At 57.1% G+C, this 16,415-nt stretch carries 9 protein-coding genes; 5 read left to right on the forward strand and 4 right to left on the reverse strand.

What is annotated here, in order from left to right:
• Window positions 1-499: 499 nt before the first annotated feature.
• Complete coding sequence (locus B3187_RS15605) at window positions 500-1,975, reverse strand: MFS transporter (RefSeq protein ID WP_286807380.1); 1,476 nt, start codon at window positions 1,973-1,975, stop codon at window positions 500-502.
• 487 nt (window positions 1,976-2,462) lie between these two features.
• On the opposite strand from B3187_RS15605, the gene B3187_RS15610 reads away from it, so the two are divergent.
• Both B3187_RS15610 and B3187_RS15615 read left to right on the forward strand, forming a co-directional pair.
• Complete coding sequence (locus B3187_RS15610; RefSeq protein WP_286807381.1) at window positions 2,463-4,829, forward strand: TonB-dependent receptor; 2,367 nt, start codon at window positions 2,463-2,465, stop codon at window positions 4,827-4,829.
• A 125-nt stretch (window positions 4,830-4,954) separates the two neighbouring features.
• Window positions 4,955-6,292, forward strand: coding sequence for a hypothetical protein (locus tag B3187_RS15615; protein ID WP_286807382.1), 1,338 nt, complete (start codon window positions 4,955-4,957; stop codon window positions 6,290-6,292).
• Window positions 6,293-6,420: 128 nt separating this feature from the next.
• Here B3187_RS15615 and B3187_RS15620 read toward each other — a convergent pair whose 3' ends face one another.
• Window positions 6,421-7,542 (reverse strand): MipA/OmpV family protein, encoded by a 1,122-nt coding sequence (locus tag B3187_RS15620; protein WP_286807383.1) that lies wholly within the window; start codon window positions 7,540-7,542, stop codon window positions 6,421-6,423.
• 164 nt (window positions 7,543-7,706) lie between these two features.
• Between B3187_RS15620 and B3187_RS15625 the strand changes: the two genes are divergently transcribed.
• Window positions 7,707-9,476 (forward strand): SLC13 family permease, encoded by a 1,770-nt coding sequence (locus tag B3187_RS15625; protein WP_286807384.1) that lies wholly within the window; start codon window positions 7,707-7,709, stop codon window positions 9,474-9,476.
• A gap of 233 nt (window positions 9,477-9,709) precedes the next feature.
• A complete protein-coding gene (locus B3187_RS15630) occupies window positions 9,710-11,776 on the forward strand; it encodes a glycoside hydrolase family 3 protein (protein WP_286807385.1) in 2,067 nt (688 codons plus the stop codon).
• A gap of 144 nt (window positions 11,777-11,920) precedes the next feature.
• Here the strand turns inward: B3187_RS15630 and B3187_RS15635 are convergent, their stop codons facing one another.
• Together B3187_RS15635 and manD are read right to left on the reverse strand one after the other, a co-directional pair.
• Window positions 11,921-12,499 (reverse strand): gluconokinase, encoded by a 579-nt coding sequence (locus B3187_RS15635; RefSeq protein WP_286807386.1) that lies wholly within the window; start codon window positions 12,497-12,499, stop codon window positions 11,921-11,923.
• Between the two features lie 83 nt (window positions 12,500-12,582).
• Entirely contained in the window at window positions 12,583-13,791 is a 1,209-nt protein-coding gene (manD, locus tag B3187_RS15640) for a D-mannonate dehydratase ManD (RefSeq protein ID WP_265366807.1), read from the reverse strand.
• A 482-nt stretch (window positions 13,792-14,273) separates the two neighbouring features.
• Between manD and B3187_RS15645 the strand changes: the two genes are divergently transcribed.
• The gene (locus B3187_RS15645) at window positions 14,274-16,328 is read left to right on the forward strand and encodes a glycoside hydrolase family 2 protein (protein WP_286807387.1); all 2,055 of its coding nucleotides are present in this window, start codon (window positions 14,274-14,276) and stop codon (window positions 16,326-16,328) included.
• Window positions 16,329-16,415: the final 87 nt, after the last annotated feature.

A 16,415-nucleotide genomic window follows, 5' to 3' on the forward strand; every position in this document is an offset into this window, starting at 1 on the left:
ATCGGGCAAGCGCGCCCCAATGGTATCCTGATTTTCGCCTTTGCGTCCGCCGTCACTATACTGGGCAAAGTCGATGGTTATTTTCGATTTTATATGGTCCATTTAGAAATCATTGTCAGTTTTTTGAAGTCGGAGAGTCCGGGCGCTCGTGGGGTATACCGTTTGTAGACCCGCCGTGAATACATCCCTGTAGGCTTCTCGTCGGCTCCCTGCCTCCGAGAGTCTACAAACGGTATACCCCACGAGCGCCCTCCGTGCCATCTATCTGGCATTTGTAGAAGATTGGTAGTGAAGTCCATTCGTTGGCATTGAGGGGCGGGACAGGGTGAGGCCTTTGGAGACTCTCGGAGAGGGTGGCTTTTCGAGTAGGTCGGATTAGCGCAGCGTAATCCGACAATTTACCCCCGGAGTCATTCTGTCGGATTACGCTGCGCTAATCCGACCTACGCCAATCACCCCGCTCCGACCCGGACTTCCTACAACCTAATAAGCCCAAGCATCAAGTCAGCTCAATCTTCTGCAAAGTACCATCGGCCATCATCTCGCTCATATGGCCTTTGGGTTCGGCCAGCATCTGGACGAGGAAGAAGGTCGCTACAGCCGAGGCGCCGATCACCAGAAAGAACGTGCTCGCATCCATAAAGCTATAGGCCGTCAGATAAGTGACCGCACCCACGTTTCCGTATGCGCCGGCCATGCCCGCGATCTGGCCGGTCATGCGACGCTTCACCAACGGCACCATGGCAAACACCGCGCCTTCGCCCGCCTGGACAAAGAAAGAACAGCACATCACCGCCATTACCGCCAGCCACACCGGCCAGCCGCCGCCGACCTGGGAGAGGACGAAGTAACCCACCGCCAGGCCGCCGATGAAGATGGACATGCTGCGTCGGCGCCCGAAGTTGTCGCTGATCCAGCCGCCGCCCGGGCGGGCCACCAGGTTCATAAAGGCGAAGGCGCCACCAAGCATGCCCGCTTCGGCCAGGCTCAGTTGGGTGAAGGTTTCCAGAAAGAAGGCCGGCAGCATGGAGACCACCGCCAGCTCGGAGCCGAAGGTGACGAAGTAGGCCCAGCTCAATACCGCGACCTGCTTGAACTCGTACTTGTCGTGCTCCGGTACGCCGTGTTTGAGCATGTCTTTGTTCACCCGATAGATCTGGCTGAACTGGAATATGAACAGGCACAGGAGGACCAGGTACATCAGGTAGACCGAGCTCTGGGTGAGCAGGCTGATGTTGGACGGGCCCAGGCGCCAGGCCAGTACGGCGAGGATGGCGTACATGGGGACGTTCATCGCGATGTAGAACCAGAAATCACGCTTGCTGGAGACTTCCAGGCCGCCGGATTTTTTTGGTTTGAAATAGGTGGAGCCTTTGGGGGTGTTGCGCGCGCGCCAGTAGAAAATGCCACCGTAGACAATGGCAATAAGGCCGGTGCAGGCAATGGCTGCGCGCCAGCCACCGAGGCTGCCGAATACCACTACGGCCAGGGTGGGCAGGGTAAAGGCCGCGGCGGCGGAGCCGAAGTTGCCCCAGCCGCCATAGATACCTTCCGCCAGGCCAACCTGCCGGGCGGGAAACCACTCGCCCACCATGCGGATACCGATTACGAAGCCGGCACCGACGAAGCCGAGCAGAAAACGGGTCAGCGCCAATTGCTCGAAGGTCTGTGAGGCGGCAAAGGCCAGGCACAACAACCCCGAGCAGGCGAGCAGCCCGGAGAACACGTTTCGTGGGCCGAACTTGTCCACCAGAATCCCGATCACGATGCGGGCCGGGATGGTCAGGGCGACGTTGAGAATCAGCAGCGCTTTCCACTGGGCACCGCTCATGTCGAGGGTTTCAGTGATCAGGGGCTTCAGAGGGGCGTGACTGAACCACACCACAAACGACAGAAAGAAGGCAAACCAGGTCAGGTGCAGGACCCGGATGGCGGGCTGGGAAAAATCCAGCGGGTTCAGTTTGTTCAGGCTCATAAGACATCAATCCAGAGTATGGGGCCGGGTTGTCAGGGGCATGCCCGAGGGGAGTGAACCGCTTTGGGGCACGCATTGCGCTGCAGGGGTGATCATCTGTTGTGCTTGAACACGCGAGGTCGATAACTAACACGCAGCGCGACCGGGGCTGAAGTTGCAATGCCTATGCCAAATAAAATAATTTTTTAACGCCTTGTTTTTAAAGATGTTTTCGAATCGGGCGGCGGAGGTGGCTGATCCGGAAGCTTGAGTTGCCGCGCTGTCGGAGTGCGGAGCCGGTTCAGATTGGTGCATGTTCAGGCGCTGTGATGGGTTCCGGACGTGGTTTTCTGTGGCGGGGAGTGGATCAATATTGGCGCATAAATCTTCTGCACTGTTCAGTGACTCAAAAAGGGGCGTCGAGCAAAACAACGGGGAGGGATTTTCATTTGTTTAGTTATGTTATACCATAACAAAACTAAGCGAGTTACCTATCCCGGAGGTTGTTGTGCAGAAGAACTGGTTGCAATGGAGTGGTATTGGGCTGTTGTGGGCTGGATTGGTCTCCCCAAGTGCGCTGGCGGAAACCCTGACCGGCGCGGTGCTGGATGCCGATGGCCAGCCGGTGGCCGGCGCGGTGGTTGAATGGGTGGGCAGTAACCGCCAGGCCCTGACTGATGCCGCCGGTCGTTTTTCACTGGAAGATCTGCGTGGTGACGAAGTGGAGCTGCATATTATGGCGCCCCGGTTTGTGCATCAGCAGCTGCATGTCGATCTCGATGAGGGGCCGGTGACCATCCGGCTGCGGCCCACCCGCATTGAAGTGATCGAAGTGGTGGCACTGCCCTGGCACGCCTCCACCCTGGAGTCCGCCCAGCCAGTCAATGTGATTGCCGGTGATACCCTCGCCCGTCAGCAGGCCTCCACGCTCGGGGAAACCCTGAAGAATGAGGTGGGGGTGCACACCAGTTACTTTGGGCCCGTCGCCAGCAGCCCGGTGATTCGGGGCCTGAGTGGACCCCGAGTGTTGATCACCCAGAATGGCCTGGATGCCGGCGATGTCTCCCGGGTCGGGCCGGATCATCTGGTGACCACGGAGACCTCGACCGCCGAGCAGGTGGAAGTGCTGCGCGGCCCGGCCACTCTGTTCTATGGCAGCGGAGCGATCGGCGGGGTGGTCAATATCGTCGACGGCCGGGTGCCGACGGATAATGAGCTGTCCGGCCAGTGGCATTTGAAACATGACAATGTGGCGGATGAAAAACTGGTCAGCGGCAGCGTTACCGGAGGGGCGGGCTCCTGGGCCACGCATGCAGATGGTTTCTGGCGAGAGTCCAACGATTACCGGATTCCGGTAGCCGCTGAGCGTGAAGAGCACGAGGCTGGTCATGAGCAAGATCATGCCGACGAAGCGTTTGACGGGCGCCTGGATAACTCCGCGTACCGGGCCAAGGGCGCCAATATTGGTGCCAGCTATTTACTGGATAACGGCTTTGTGGGTGTTTCTGTCGGACGGCTGGAGAGAACCTACGGAATTCCCGGCCACGGTCATGAAGGCGAGGGCGACGTTGATGTGTACGCCGACCTGGAGCAGGATCGGGTACAGCTGATCAGCGAGCTGAGTCTGGATCACGCCTGGTTCAGTGCCCTGAACACCCGCCTAGGCTATACCGATTATCGCCATTCGGAAATTGAAGAGGGTGTGCCTCTTACCACCTTCGCCAATACCAGCCGGGAAGTGCGCGCCGAGCTGTTTCATCATCCGGTGGCCGAATGGCGCGGTGCCTGGAGTCTTCAGTACAAGCATCAGGACTTTTCTGCGGAGGGCGCTGAGGCCTTCACCCCGCCCTCGGAAACGGAAAGCCTGGCGCTGGGCTGGATGGAGGAGCGGCACTTTGGCCCGGTACAGGTTCAGTTGGGGGCGCGGGTTGAGCGGGTCGAACTGTCCGCCGATCAGGTGACGGTTCCGATGGAAGATCAACCCGGATTGCTGGCCGCCTATCAAGTGAAACAGACCTTTGAACCGTTCAGCCTGTCTGCCGGTGCGGTGTGGGATTTCACCGAGGGTTACAACCTGGGGCTGTCACTGTCCCGGGCGCAACGCGCGCCTTCGGCGGCCGAGCTGTACTCCTTTGGCCCCCATATCGGTACCAGCAGTTATGAAATCGGTGCCCTGTATGACTTGCATGAAGAGGCGGATGGGCACTTTCACGCCGAGGTCAGTCCGGCGGCGGTGGAGCTGGAAACGTCCAACAACATCGATCTGACTCTGCGCAAGTTTGAAGGTGATGTGGGCTTCACGTTGAACGCCTTCTACAACCAGATGGATGATTTCTACTATCTGTCTGCCACGGGCCTGGAAGCCGAGGACGATCACGCCGATGAACACGATCACGGCGAGGCAGAGCATGAGGAGGAAGAGGCCTTACCGGTGTATCACTACACCGCCCGCGACGCGCGCCTGTACGGTGTGGAAGGCCAACTGGTATGGCAGGTGGCCAGCCCCTGGCGTCTGACCCTGATGAGCGACTACACCCGCGCCACCCTGAATGGCGGCGAAGCCATGCCGCGTATTCCGCCACTGCGTCTCGGAGCGCAACTGGAGTATCGCCTCAATGGTTGGCGGGCGGAGTTGGGCGCGCAACATTACTTCGATCAGGACCGCACCGCCAATCTGGAAACGGAGTCCGACGGTTACACCCTGGTGGATGCCCAGCTGAGTTACGACTGGGAGTGGGCCGCGCAGACCATGACCCTCTATGTCCAGGGCAACAACCTCACGGACACCGAAGCCCGTCCGCACACCTCATTTTTGAAAGACAAGGCGCCATTACCGGCGCGTTCGCTGGCGGTAGGACTGCGCTCCCGATTCTAGCCCCTACGGATAGCACGGCAGTTTGCGTAGGGCGGATCGGTCCGACGTATCGGAGGGCAAAGCCCGCATCCGCCGTCACCCGACGCAACCAACAATTTAATAATCGAACAACAGGAGTTTCAAACATGCATTGGCAACACGGACTTTCAACCGCTTTGTGCCTGAGCTCACTGTTGGTACTGAGCGGCTGCGGTGGCAGCAGCACCGAGATTGTGGAACGCGATCCGGTGGAAGATCATTCCGACGATCACGATGATGATCATGGTTCAGCCCATGGTGACGCGCCCGAAACCAAAGGCCGGTTACTGGTAGCCGCCTACGATGAGGCCGAAGTGGTTCTCTATGATCTGGATGACGGCGACGAGCTGGCCCATTACGAACTGAATAATCCGGCTTCGGCGGTATACGCCAGCGCGAACCATCGCTTTGGTGTGATGTTGCAGCGGGATGCGGGTGAAGTAAACGCGGTGGACTCGGGTCTGATTCACGAGTATCACGATGATCACTGGGATTACACCATCACCTCCCCGAGCTTTGCCGACTTCTCGGCGCCGGGTCCACGCCCGACCCACTTCACCACCGGTGGCGAGCGTTCGGTGATTTTCTATGACGGCAATGCCGATCAGGGCGAGGCGGCTGAGGTCGGGGTCTTTTCCGAAGCCGATATGGCCGACAATGGCAGTGGCCGATGGCTGACCCTGGACACTCACCAGCACGGCGCAGCGCAGCAGTTTGGAGAGTACCTGTTTGCCACTGTCCGGGATGCCAATGATGACAGCACCACCTTGCCCAACCAGGTAGCGCGTTACCACTGGCACGATGACGAGTACGAACTCGAACAGACCTTCGAAACGCTCTGTCCCGGACTGCACGGGAGTGCCCAGTGGCATCACGGTGTCGCCTTTGGCTGCACGGATGGTGTGTTGGTGATTCACGAGGAAAACGGCGAGTTCGTCGGCGAGAAAATCGCCAATCCGGAAGGCTTTGTGGGACGCATCGGTTCGCTCTATGGAATGTCCGAGGGAGAAATACTGGTGGGTGTTGCTTCGGAAGAGCTCTATCTTATTGATCCGGAAGCGGACAGCATAGAGCCGCTTGACTGGCGCGGTGAGTCAGAGCGTACCGCCATTGGCTACGGGTTCGATGCCGAGGGTGAACACTTTCTGGTGCTGGATAGCACCGGTGATCTGATTCGCCTTGAAATCGCCGATGGCTGGGCGGTGCTTGAGCCAATCGAAGCCGTCACCAGCGACCTGGGTGGTCTGGCGGAAGACTTGCGCCCGGTGATGAGCGTGTCCCATGCGAGTCATCTGGTCTACATTACGGATCCGGTGGCCAACACGGTGGTGGAAGTGGATCTGGAATCCGGTGCGGTCGAGACGGTTCTCAACCTGGACGTTACGCCGGCCAAAGTAGCGTGGCTCGGGTTTGAAGGGGCGTTCGAGCACGACCACGAGCATTGAGGCAGGTTACGGCGGGTGCGCGGTTCAATCGCTGCGCTCAGCCCCTACGCAAGGTTGGGTAGGGCGGATCGGTCCGACGTATCGGAGGCCGCAGGCCGCATCCGCCGTTCCCCCATGCTTTCCAACACCTAAAACGTATAGGTCAACGACACAAACCCTTTCATCAACCGCTCCTCATTCACAATCGGACTATCGGTCAGCTCGTCGTCGAGTTGCTCCACGCCAATATTCCCCACCATTTGCCACCCCTGGGTGATTTCGTAAAAGAACGTCACCCCGGCCTCCGGGTTGACGGCTGAAGACGGTTGATAGGCGGGCCGCTCGGCGGTGGCCGCCTCTGTCGGCACGCCAAACTCGTAGTCCGCCAAATCGGCGCTCAGCCAATTCAACCCCACAAACGGTGACAGTCGCCAATTCCCCCACTGAAAACCGCGACTGAGCGACAGTTCCGCCTGCTGGCCGCCGGAGCGGTCGAACAGGTCCTGACTGGCGCTGACGGTAAAATCGATACCGGCGGGGAGTTCACGGGTCCAGGCCAACCCCAGCATCAGGGTGGTGTCGCGATCACCCAGACCGGCGAGGAAGGGGCTGTCCTGCTCTTCGTAAGCGCCCAGGCGTAAATCCCCCTGAAGCGCCAGTCGCCAGTCCGTGCTGCCCGCCAGGGTGTAGCGGATACGCGGTCCCGTCCACTGCAGTTTCTCACCAATGTAGACGATAGCGGGGATCACCGTGCCGGGCTGTTTGGTGCTGCCCCGGTAGGGCGAGGTCTGCCCGACTGCGCCGATGCCGACGCCCCACTGGCCCGTATCGCCCAGTATCTGGCTCAGGGAGAGGGTCTGTTGCGTGGGCGCGTCGTCGCTCAGAGTCAGCCGGGCCCGATTGAAGTTGGGCGGCCCCTTGGGGCGATAGTTGTTGGACAGGGCAATGGGCTCCCGGGGAATGCCGATAAAATTGCGATCCAACTCGCCGTTGCCGTTTTCATCCACAAACAGCAGGACGGCGTAGTCGCCTTCCGGGACGGACAGCCGAATCGGTTGTCCGGCGACAAAGCGCTCCCGGTACTGAGCGGTGCGCAGGCTGCCGAAGGTGTCGGCATCCTCAAACAACAGGACGTAGAGGGGGCCGTCAGCCGGCGGGTTGGTCAGCTCGATATCCAGTTCGGCGGCCGTGCCGGGCAGGGTGATCAGGGCGCTCAACAGCACCAGCCCGCGAAGAGCGGCCGTGCGCAATACACTGCGAAGAGAGGCCATGAAAGTTTCCTTGTGTGGGTGGTTGTCCAGCCAGTACGAAGGGTCGGCAAACCTGGATGCGTATATGCTCCAGTGTTATAACCCTAGAGCCAATAACTATTTTCTCTTAGAACCCGCTTTGGTTATGCTCGCGGGCATTATCACCCTAATCTGGACGAGACTGTATGGAATGGCAAGGCTTGTTGTCCCTTTCGCTGACCCTGGGGGCACTGGGCACTCTTATCTTCACGCGCATTGGCCCGCATCTGGTCATGACTGGCGTGATGGTGATCCTGCTGGTCTCGGGTGTGCTGACACCGTCGGAAGCCTTTTCCGGTTTCAGTAATAGCGGCCTGATCACCGTGGCCGCCATGTTTGTGGTGGCCACCGGTATTCACGCTTCGGGAGGCATCGAGCTGATTGTGCATTATCTGCTCGGTGAGCCGAAGAGCGTCCGGCGCGCCCAGATGCGGGTCGCCTTCCCGGTCGCGCTGTTCAGCGGCTTTCTGAACAATACCCCGGTGGTCGCCACCATGATTCCGGCCCTGCGGGCCTGGGCCAAGCGCATTGACGTTCCCGTCTCGAAGCTGATGATTCCCCTGAGTTACTCCGCCATTCTGGGGGGCACTCTGACGCTGGTGGGCACCAGTACCAACCTGGTGGTCAACGGTCAGTACCAGTCCATGACCGGAGAGGCTGGGTTCTCGCTGTTCTCGATTACCGCCGTGGCGTTGCCGGTGGCGATCATCGGCCTGGTTTTCATTATCGTGTTCTTCCCCCGCTGGTTGCCGGATCGGCGGGAAAAGGAAATTTTCGGGAACCTGCGGGAGTTCACTCTGGAGGTGGCCGTGGCCGCCGATGGGCCCTTGGTGGGCAAGACCGTCGTCCAGGCGGGCCTGCGTAACCTGAAGCGGATTTACCTGGTGGAGATCGAGCGCGCCGGAGCCATCGTGCCAGCGGTAGGCTCGGAAGAGCCTCTGCAGGCGGGCGACCGGCTGATTTTCGCGGGTAATACCGAAGCGATTTCCGACCTGTTGCGGATCAAGGGGATTGTGGCCTCCACCAATGGTGAGCCGACCTTGGGAAGGGAGCACAGCGAACGGCGCCTGGTGGAAGCGGTGATTTCCCCCCACAGTAACTGCATCAATCAGACCATCCGGGACTCCCAGTTCCGGGAGCGATACGGGGCGGTAGTGCTCGCCGTGGCCCGCAACGGTGAACGAGTACCGGGCAACCTGGGCACCATCAAGCTCAAGCCCGGTGACACCCTGCTGCTGGAAGCGCGGCCGGCTTTTGTCAGTCGCCAGCAGTACAACAAGGACTTCCTGCTGATCAATGACCTGCAGACCGAGGCGCCGCGCCATCAACGGGCGTACCTGGCCTGGGGCATTCTGCTCGCCGTGGTCCTGGTGTCCGCCACCGGCCTGTTGCCGATTCTGCATGCGGGCCTGCTGGGCGCTGCCGCCATGCTGATTACCGGCTGCTGCTCCGCCCCTCAGGCCCAGAAAAGCCTGGACATCACGGTATTGCTGACCATTGCCGCGTCCTTTGCGCTGGGGGTGGCACTGGATAAAACCGGCGTGGCCCGGTTGCTCGGGGAGACACTGGTCAGTCTCAGCGGTGGTCATCCCTGGCTGATTCTGCTGATGGTCTATATATCGGTCTCCATTCTCACCGAGTGCATTACCAACAATGCGGCGGCCATCATCATGCTGCCGGTGGTGCTTGAGATCACCGAAAAAGCGAGCCTGAGCCCTGAGCCCTATATTTTCGCCCTGATGATTGCCGCCTCCGCCAGCTTTGCCACGCCGTTGGGCTACCAGACCAACCTGATGGTCTACGGCCCGGGGGGGTACCGCTTTACCGATTTCCTGAAGGTCGGGGCGCCGATGAATGTCGTGATTGGTATTTCGACCATCGTGGTGCTGATTCTGGGCTGGCCGCTGACCGCTTAGCCCGGGGCCTCTGTCGGGTTACGCTTCGCTAACCCGACCTACTCGGAGATTGCGCAGACCCCGTAGGTCGGGTTAGCGCGCAATCCGACGGGCAGAAGCCTATTAGGCTTTTGGCCTTACCAGTTGACCGTCGGACCAATATCGAATTATCCTGCCGAAACGCTCTACCTCTGGAGGCGCACTACTGGTGTGTCTTTTACCCTCAATGATTACCAAATTCGGTAGGTTAGGCTATGAAGAGAATCCAAGACGTCCTCATCGGTAACTGCTCACGCTCGGCTCGACTCGCTGTCGTCGCGCTGGCAGTCACGATCGCCGCTTGCGGTCAAAAATCGTCAGTTGAAGAACCTCAGAAAAGCCACAGTCAACCTGAGCTGGAAGCCCGAAACAGTGAATTGCTCAGTGTGGACGGCTATCAATTCAAAGACCTGAATAAGAATGGGGCGCTGGACACCTATGAAGACTGGCGCCGACCTACCGCTGAGCGGGTCGAGGACCTGGTCGGCAAAATGTCGCTGGAGGAGAAGGTTGGCTTTATGCTGATCAGCTCGGTGAGTATGGACGGCGGGAGTGCTTTCGGCTTAAGGGATGGGGGTGGAGAGGTGACGAGTGGCCTGTCCGAGGAGGACATCGTCATGGAGATGAATCTCTTCACTCGGCAGCCTCTACCCGAGCCGATGCTGATGTTTTCCGGTACCACGAAGGGAATAGAGGAGCGCCACCTCCGACATCTGATTCTGCGTACCAATGCCGATCCCCGGTTAATCGCAGAGTGGGCCAACAACGTTCAAGCGGTCGCGGAAGGTACCCGTTTGGGAATTCCCGTGATCGTTTCATCCAACCCGCGTAATCATGTAACGGTAGATAACGCTATGGGGGTTGGTCTGGGCGACACCACCTTCTCCACTTGGCCCGGTGAGCTGGGGCTCGCTGCCATGCGGGACCTTGAGTTGACCCGTGAGTTTGCTGAAATTGCCGGCCGTGAGTGGGCATCGGTCGGGCTGCGCAAGGGCTATATGTACATGGCGGACCTCGCCACGGAGCCGCGCTGGGAACGTGTCGAAGGGACCTTCGGCGAGAACGCCGACTTGGCAGCGGACATGATCCGTGAGGTGACCCTGGGCTTCCAGGGAGAGAATTTGGGGAAAGGCTCGGTCGCCCTGACCACTAAACACTTTCCCGGTGGCGGCCCTCAGGTTGATGGGCAGGACCCCCACTTCTTCTGGGGCAAGGATCAGCATTATCCTGGCGACATGTTCGATTACCATCTGAAGCCGTTCAAAGCGGCCATTGAGGCCAAAACCTCATCCATTATGCCGTACTACGCGAAGCCGGTAGGAACAGATTTTGAAGAGGTGGCGTTTGCTTACAACAAGCGGGTCTTGACCGGACTGTTAAGGGAGCAGATGGGGTTTGAGGGGATTATCAATTCGGATACCGGCCCCATCGAAATGATGCCCTGGGGAGTGGAGTCCCTGTCATTGCCGGAGCGCTACCGCAGAGCACTAGACGCCGGTGTTGACCTCTTCTCCGGAACGGCGGATCCGGCCAGTTTGCTCGAAACCGTGAAGAGCGGGCTGGTCTCGGAAGCCCGTCTGGATGACTCCGTTCGGCGCTTGTTGGCGGAGAAGTTTGCATTGGGACTGTTTGAGGACCCTTATGTGGATCCCGGCTATGCAGAGAGGATCGTGGGCAGTGAAGAGCATCAGGAGCGGGCCGACCTCGCATTGCGCAAATCCATAGTGCTTCTGCGTAATGACGATTCGCTCCTTCCGCTGACATCCGGTTCCAAGGTTTATGTGGAGCGTTATCGGGACGATTTGAAAGGTGGCAATCCCAGTGAAGTCTTCGCTCCGATGTCCCATCCGTGGGATGTTGAGTTTGTGCGCACACGTGAAGAGGCGGATGTCGTGGTGCTTTGGTTGCTCCCCAATAACGGTGGCCTGTTTGGCTCCACGGGTGCCTCAATTGACCTCAGGCTTGGCGAGAACGGTGTCGATGTAGAGCGCGTGAATCAAGCGCTGCAAGACAAGCCCACGGTGGTAGCGATCAACTTCAGCAATCCTTGGGTGATCAATGAGATTGATCAGGGCTCCTTGAACACAGTTGTGGCGACTTTTGGCACATCCATGGAGGCGCTGATGGATGTTGTGGAGGGGCGGTTCGCTCCCACCGGGAAGCTTCCGTTTACCATCCCCATCTCACAGCAGGCGGTGGAGACCAATCGGTCAGATGTTCCCGGTTATCTTGAGCCAGAGGGTTATGCTCTGTTTGAGTTTGGTGCAGGTTTGACCTATTGATACACCGGCATAACCACGCTATGAAGCGCCATATGCCTTAAGCAGGTCTCGCGACAAAGAACCTGGTTGAGGTACGGGCGCTTCCGGGTGTTATGGAGGCGTTGGGCTGTGAGATACCGGGGTGGATATACTCGTTGTTCAACGTTAGGAGTTGCCGTGTTCGTTCACCAATTTTTCGGCTTGAATCAATAGATCTTCCAAAGGCTCTTCAATGGCTAGCGAGAAAACGTCTTCTTCATCTGCCGGGATCTCCAAGGTTTCCAGTTGGCTATCCAGCAGGCTGGGAGGCATAAAATGATCGTTACGTGCGAGCATACGTTGCGCCAACGTCTCCCGCTCACCGGTCAAGTGTAGGAATATCACGTTTAAACCGCAGTGACGCAAAGGCTCGCGGTGGAATTTCTTAAGACCGGAGAAAGCAAGAATGGCTGGCCTGTTGTCTTCGGCGTGCTCTTTAAGCTCTTGACAGATAGCCGATATCCAGGGTTTTCGCATGTCATCGGTCAAGGGCTTTCCGGACGCCATGTGCGCACGAGATTCAGCGCTGTGAAAGTCGTCGGCGTCCAGGAAGCGCCAATTCAGGTGGCCCGCCAGCGCCCTTCCAAGAGTTGTCTTGCCAGATCCTGACACACCCATTACCACGATCAAAACAGGAGTGCGTGACTCTTTCGGGAGGTTTGAAGAGGTTGTCATAGTCAAAAGCCTGTTTGCTTGTAATGCCACCTCTACAGCTCCTTTCATGTAGCCAAGATTCGCTGTAAAGGGATCGGAAGGCTGGCCTGGTAAGCCAGCCTTATCCAAAGTAACTACCAATTATAAAGCGTGCCGTCTTCAAGACGATTTACCGGCAGGTAGGCGCGTTTGTAGGGGTAGCGAGCGGCCAGTTCCTCATCAATGTCTACGCCATGCCCCGGAGCGGAGCCGGCGTGAAGGTAACCATCCTCAAAATGATAATCGTGCGGGAACACTTCGTTCGTTTGCTCTGTGTGCCGCATATACTCCTGAATGCCAAAGTTGGGAACCCAGGTATCAAAATGTAGTGCCGCTCCCATGCAAATGGGGGATAGATCTGTGGGGCCGTGACAACCGGTCCGCACATTGTACAGATCGGCCAGGTTGGCAATGCGGCGGAAATGGGTGATGCCGCCAGCGTGAACGACGGTGGCCCGGATATAATCAATCAACTGCTCAGAGAACAGCTGTTGACAGTCATAGATAGAGTTGAAGACCTCCCCGACGGCAAGAGGGGTTGTCGTGTGTTGGCGGATCAACCGGAAGTTTTCCTGATTTTCCGCCGGTACAGCGTCTTCAAGCCAGAACAGGCGGTAGGGTTCCAGGTCTTTACCCAAGCGGGCCGCCTCAATGGGTGTCAGGCGATGATGGGCGTCGTGCAACAAATGATGCTCAAAGCCAAACTTCTCCCGAAGCTTATCAAACAGCTTGGGCACATGGTTCAGGTACTTTTCGGTTGACCAAACCTGCTCGTCAGGCAGGCCAACATCGGCAGGCTCATAAAACATCTTGTCCTCGGTCACCCCATAAATGGAAGGGATGCCGGGAACCCCACACTGAGCTCGGATCGCTTTATATCCCATGTCGATGAACTTGGCGACTTCGTCGACGGTTTCCTCAATATCGACGCCGTTGGCGTGTCCGTAAACCATAACGCCATTGCGCGAACGGCCGCCCAGGAGTTGATAGAGTGGTAGTCCTGCCACTTTACCTTTGATATCCCAAAGCGCGATGTCTATACCCCCGATAGCTGCCATGGTAACGGGACCCCGGCGCCAGTAAGCGCCGCGATACATGTATTGCCAGATGTCCTCAATATCCTGGGGGTCCCGGCCGATGAGGCAGGGAAACAGATGATCCTCAAGGTATGAGGCAACGGCCAACTCCCGACCGTTAAGGGTCGCATCCCCTACACCGTAAACCCCTTCATCCGTTTCGATTTTGACGGTAACGAAGTTACGGCCAGGGCAGGTTACAATAACCTTGCAATTAACAATTTTCATATTGACTCCGAGTGACTAGGTATATCGAGACTGTCGAGCTCCGTGAATGCTCTCTCACGGGTCGTCTATAGACGTCGGCGTACGGGTCGGCGTCGCAGTGGCCTGATTTGTGGCCTTACCACTTGGCCATAATACCAGCAGGAAGGGTGTCGTCAACATGTTTATAGATGATATAAATACTATTTTTTTGTGGGGCGCAACTTTGAGCCATGCGGTTTGAGTTTGGTTTGGGCCTGATCTATTGATGCATCGGCACAGCTACTGGTCACCTATGGGGCGCCAGGAAGGCTGAGCGCCCCTCTCTATCCCTTTTATATCTTCCATTCCTTCGGTCATTTTTCCTCAAAAACTGGTTGACTTTTGGGAGTCACCTGATCATCATGGTAAAGTGGTCAGGCCACCAGGCAGCGGGTGGTTTGGCCATCTTCGAAAATAACAGTTTCCGACCTGTAGGGCCGGAATCAACAGGTGAGGTTATAACCATGGGTGAGATACAGAAACAGCTACTGCGAGCGGCCTTGTGCTGCTTGTGGGTGGTGGCGGCCTCCGTAGGGGCGGCTGAAGGCGAAGACGACTCGGATAATGAGTTTTTCTCGGTTTTTCCTGATGCAGACGTTTACCCGCAACCCGCGCCATTGCTGACCAATATCTACGGTCGCGAGCGTCGCTCCCTCAACGGCATGTGGGACATTAAAGTGGATGAAGCGGGCATCGGCTGGAGAATCGGTGGATACATCAATGACCTGAACCGAGACCAGCTCACCGGCATGGAGCTCAAAGAAACCTCGTTTGATGATCGAAGCCAGCTTAAGGTTCCCGGTGACTGGAACAGCCAGCGTGTCGATCTGGATCGCTACCGCGGAAAAATGTTCTATCACAAAATTGTGCCGATTGATAAGGAAGAGGGAAAAAGGTACTTCGTTCATTTTGGTGGCGCCAACTATGTCACTGACCTGTTCGTCAATGACGAGCTGGTGGGTCGACATGAGGGCGGCTATACCGCATTCAATTTTGATGTGACAGACCACATCAAAGACGGAGAGAATACGATTATCGTTCGCGTCGATGCTTTTCTGGACGACAGTACCATCCCGACGATGCGCACCTCTGATTTCTGGAAATACGGTGGCATTACTCGCGATGTAAACCTGCTGACGCTGCCTGAAAAGCATGTCAGCCAGTATCACGTATACCTGGATGATCGGGAGAGTGGGGAGATCAGGGGCTGGATTCAGTTGTCCGATAACGTTCAACGTGGGGCTGTGACGGTAGAAATCCCCGAAGCGGGTGTCAAACAGACGGTGTCTGTGGGTAAGAACGGACGCGCTGAGTTCAGCGCCCAGGCCGATCTTCAACTCTGGAGCCCGGAAAACCCGAAACTATATGACGTGAAAATCAGCTATGACGGGCGTGAGATCAAGGACCAGATAGGATTTAGAACCATCGAAACCGAGGGTCAGAACATCGTACTTAATGGTAAACCTGTAAAGCTCTATGGCATCAGCATGCATGAAGAAACACCGCTGCGAGCGGGGATGGCCAACTCGCCGGAAGATGCCGAAGTGCAGATGAAGCTGATTAAAGAGCTGGGTGGTAACTTTGTACGTCTCGCCCATTATCCTCATAATGAGCACACTGTCAGAATGGCCGATAAACTCGGCTTGATGGTATGGAGTGAAATTCCCATTGTCTCCTTGATTGACTGGGATAACGAACACACGCAACAGGTTGCTCAAGCTCAGATTAGCGACAATGTTACCCGGGATTTGAATCGAGCCTCCATCGTCATGTGGTCTATCGCCAATGAGACCTTTCCTCAGTCCCAGGAGCGTTTGGATTTCCTCAAGGGGCTCGCTGAAACCGCGAGGTCGTTGGATGCCAGTGATCGCCTGATCGCCTCGGCTCTGATCGGTGACTTTTCAAAGGAGTTTGAAGAGGTGGGTAACCATCTTTTGTATTCGCTGATACATGATTCAGAGCTTCCCGAGGCAGAGAAGGATCGTCTGAGAGCAATGTTTGAAAAGACCGCGCCTGACGACTTCGACAAAAATGATGTGGTTACGGTCATGATCAAAGACCAGCTGGGTGAAGTGGTTGATATTGTTGGTTACAACGAGTATTTCGGCTGGTATTACTCCGCCTTTTTTGCCCCCGAGCTCGGGGTAGATGAGGGACTGATTCGAGACACTATGTTCAAGTTGATGCCAAAAATGCGATTCAATAACGTCTTTGGCAAGCCGATGATCATCTCTGAGTTTGGGGCGGGCGCAAAAGCCGGATTCCATTCCGAAGAGGGCGTCATCTGGTCGGAGGAGTATCAGGCCAGAGTGTACCGGGCTCAAGTGGACATGCTGGAACGAAGTGAAGCGGTTAAAGGCATGTCCCCGTGGATTCTGACGGATTTTCGTTCCCACCTTCGTGAGCTGAATGGAATCCATGAGACTTACAATCGCAAAGGTCTGATTTCTGAAACCGGTGAAAAGAAAATGGCGTTTGATGTGCTTAAAAACTTCTATCACGAGCAGCGTGATTTGTAGGTAACAGTTGATCTCCCTTGACGGGCGTACTCATATCTTCTGGTGCGCCCTTTTTTGGCCTATTTTTGAAAGTGTATCAACGTACAT

The organism is Marinimicrobium sp. UBA4209, assembly GCF_002381585.1.
Taxonomy (GTDB): domain Bacteria; phylum Pseudomonadota; class Gammaproteobacteria; order Pseudomonadales; family Cellvibrionaceae; genus Marinimicrobium; species Marinimicrobium koreense.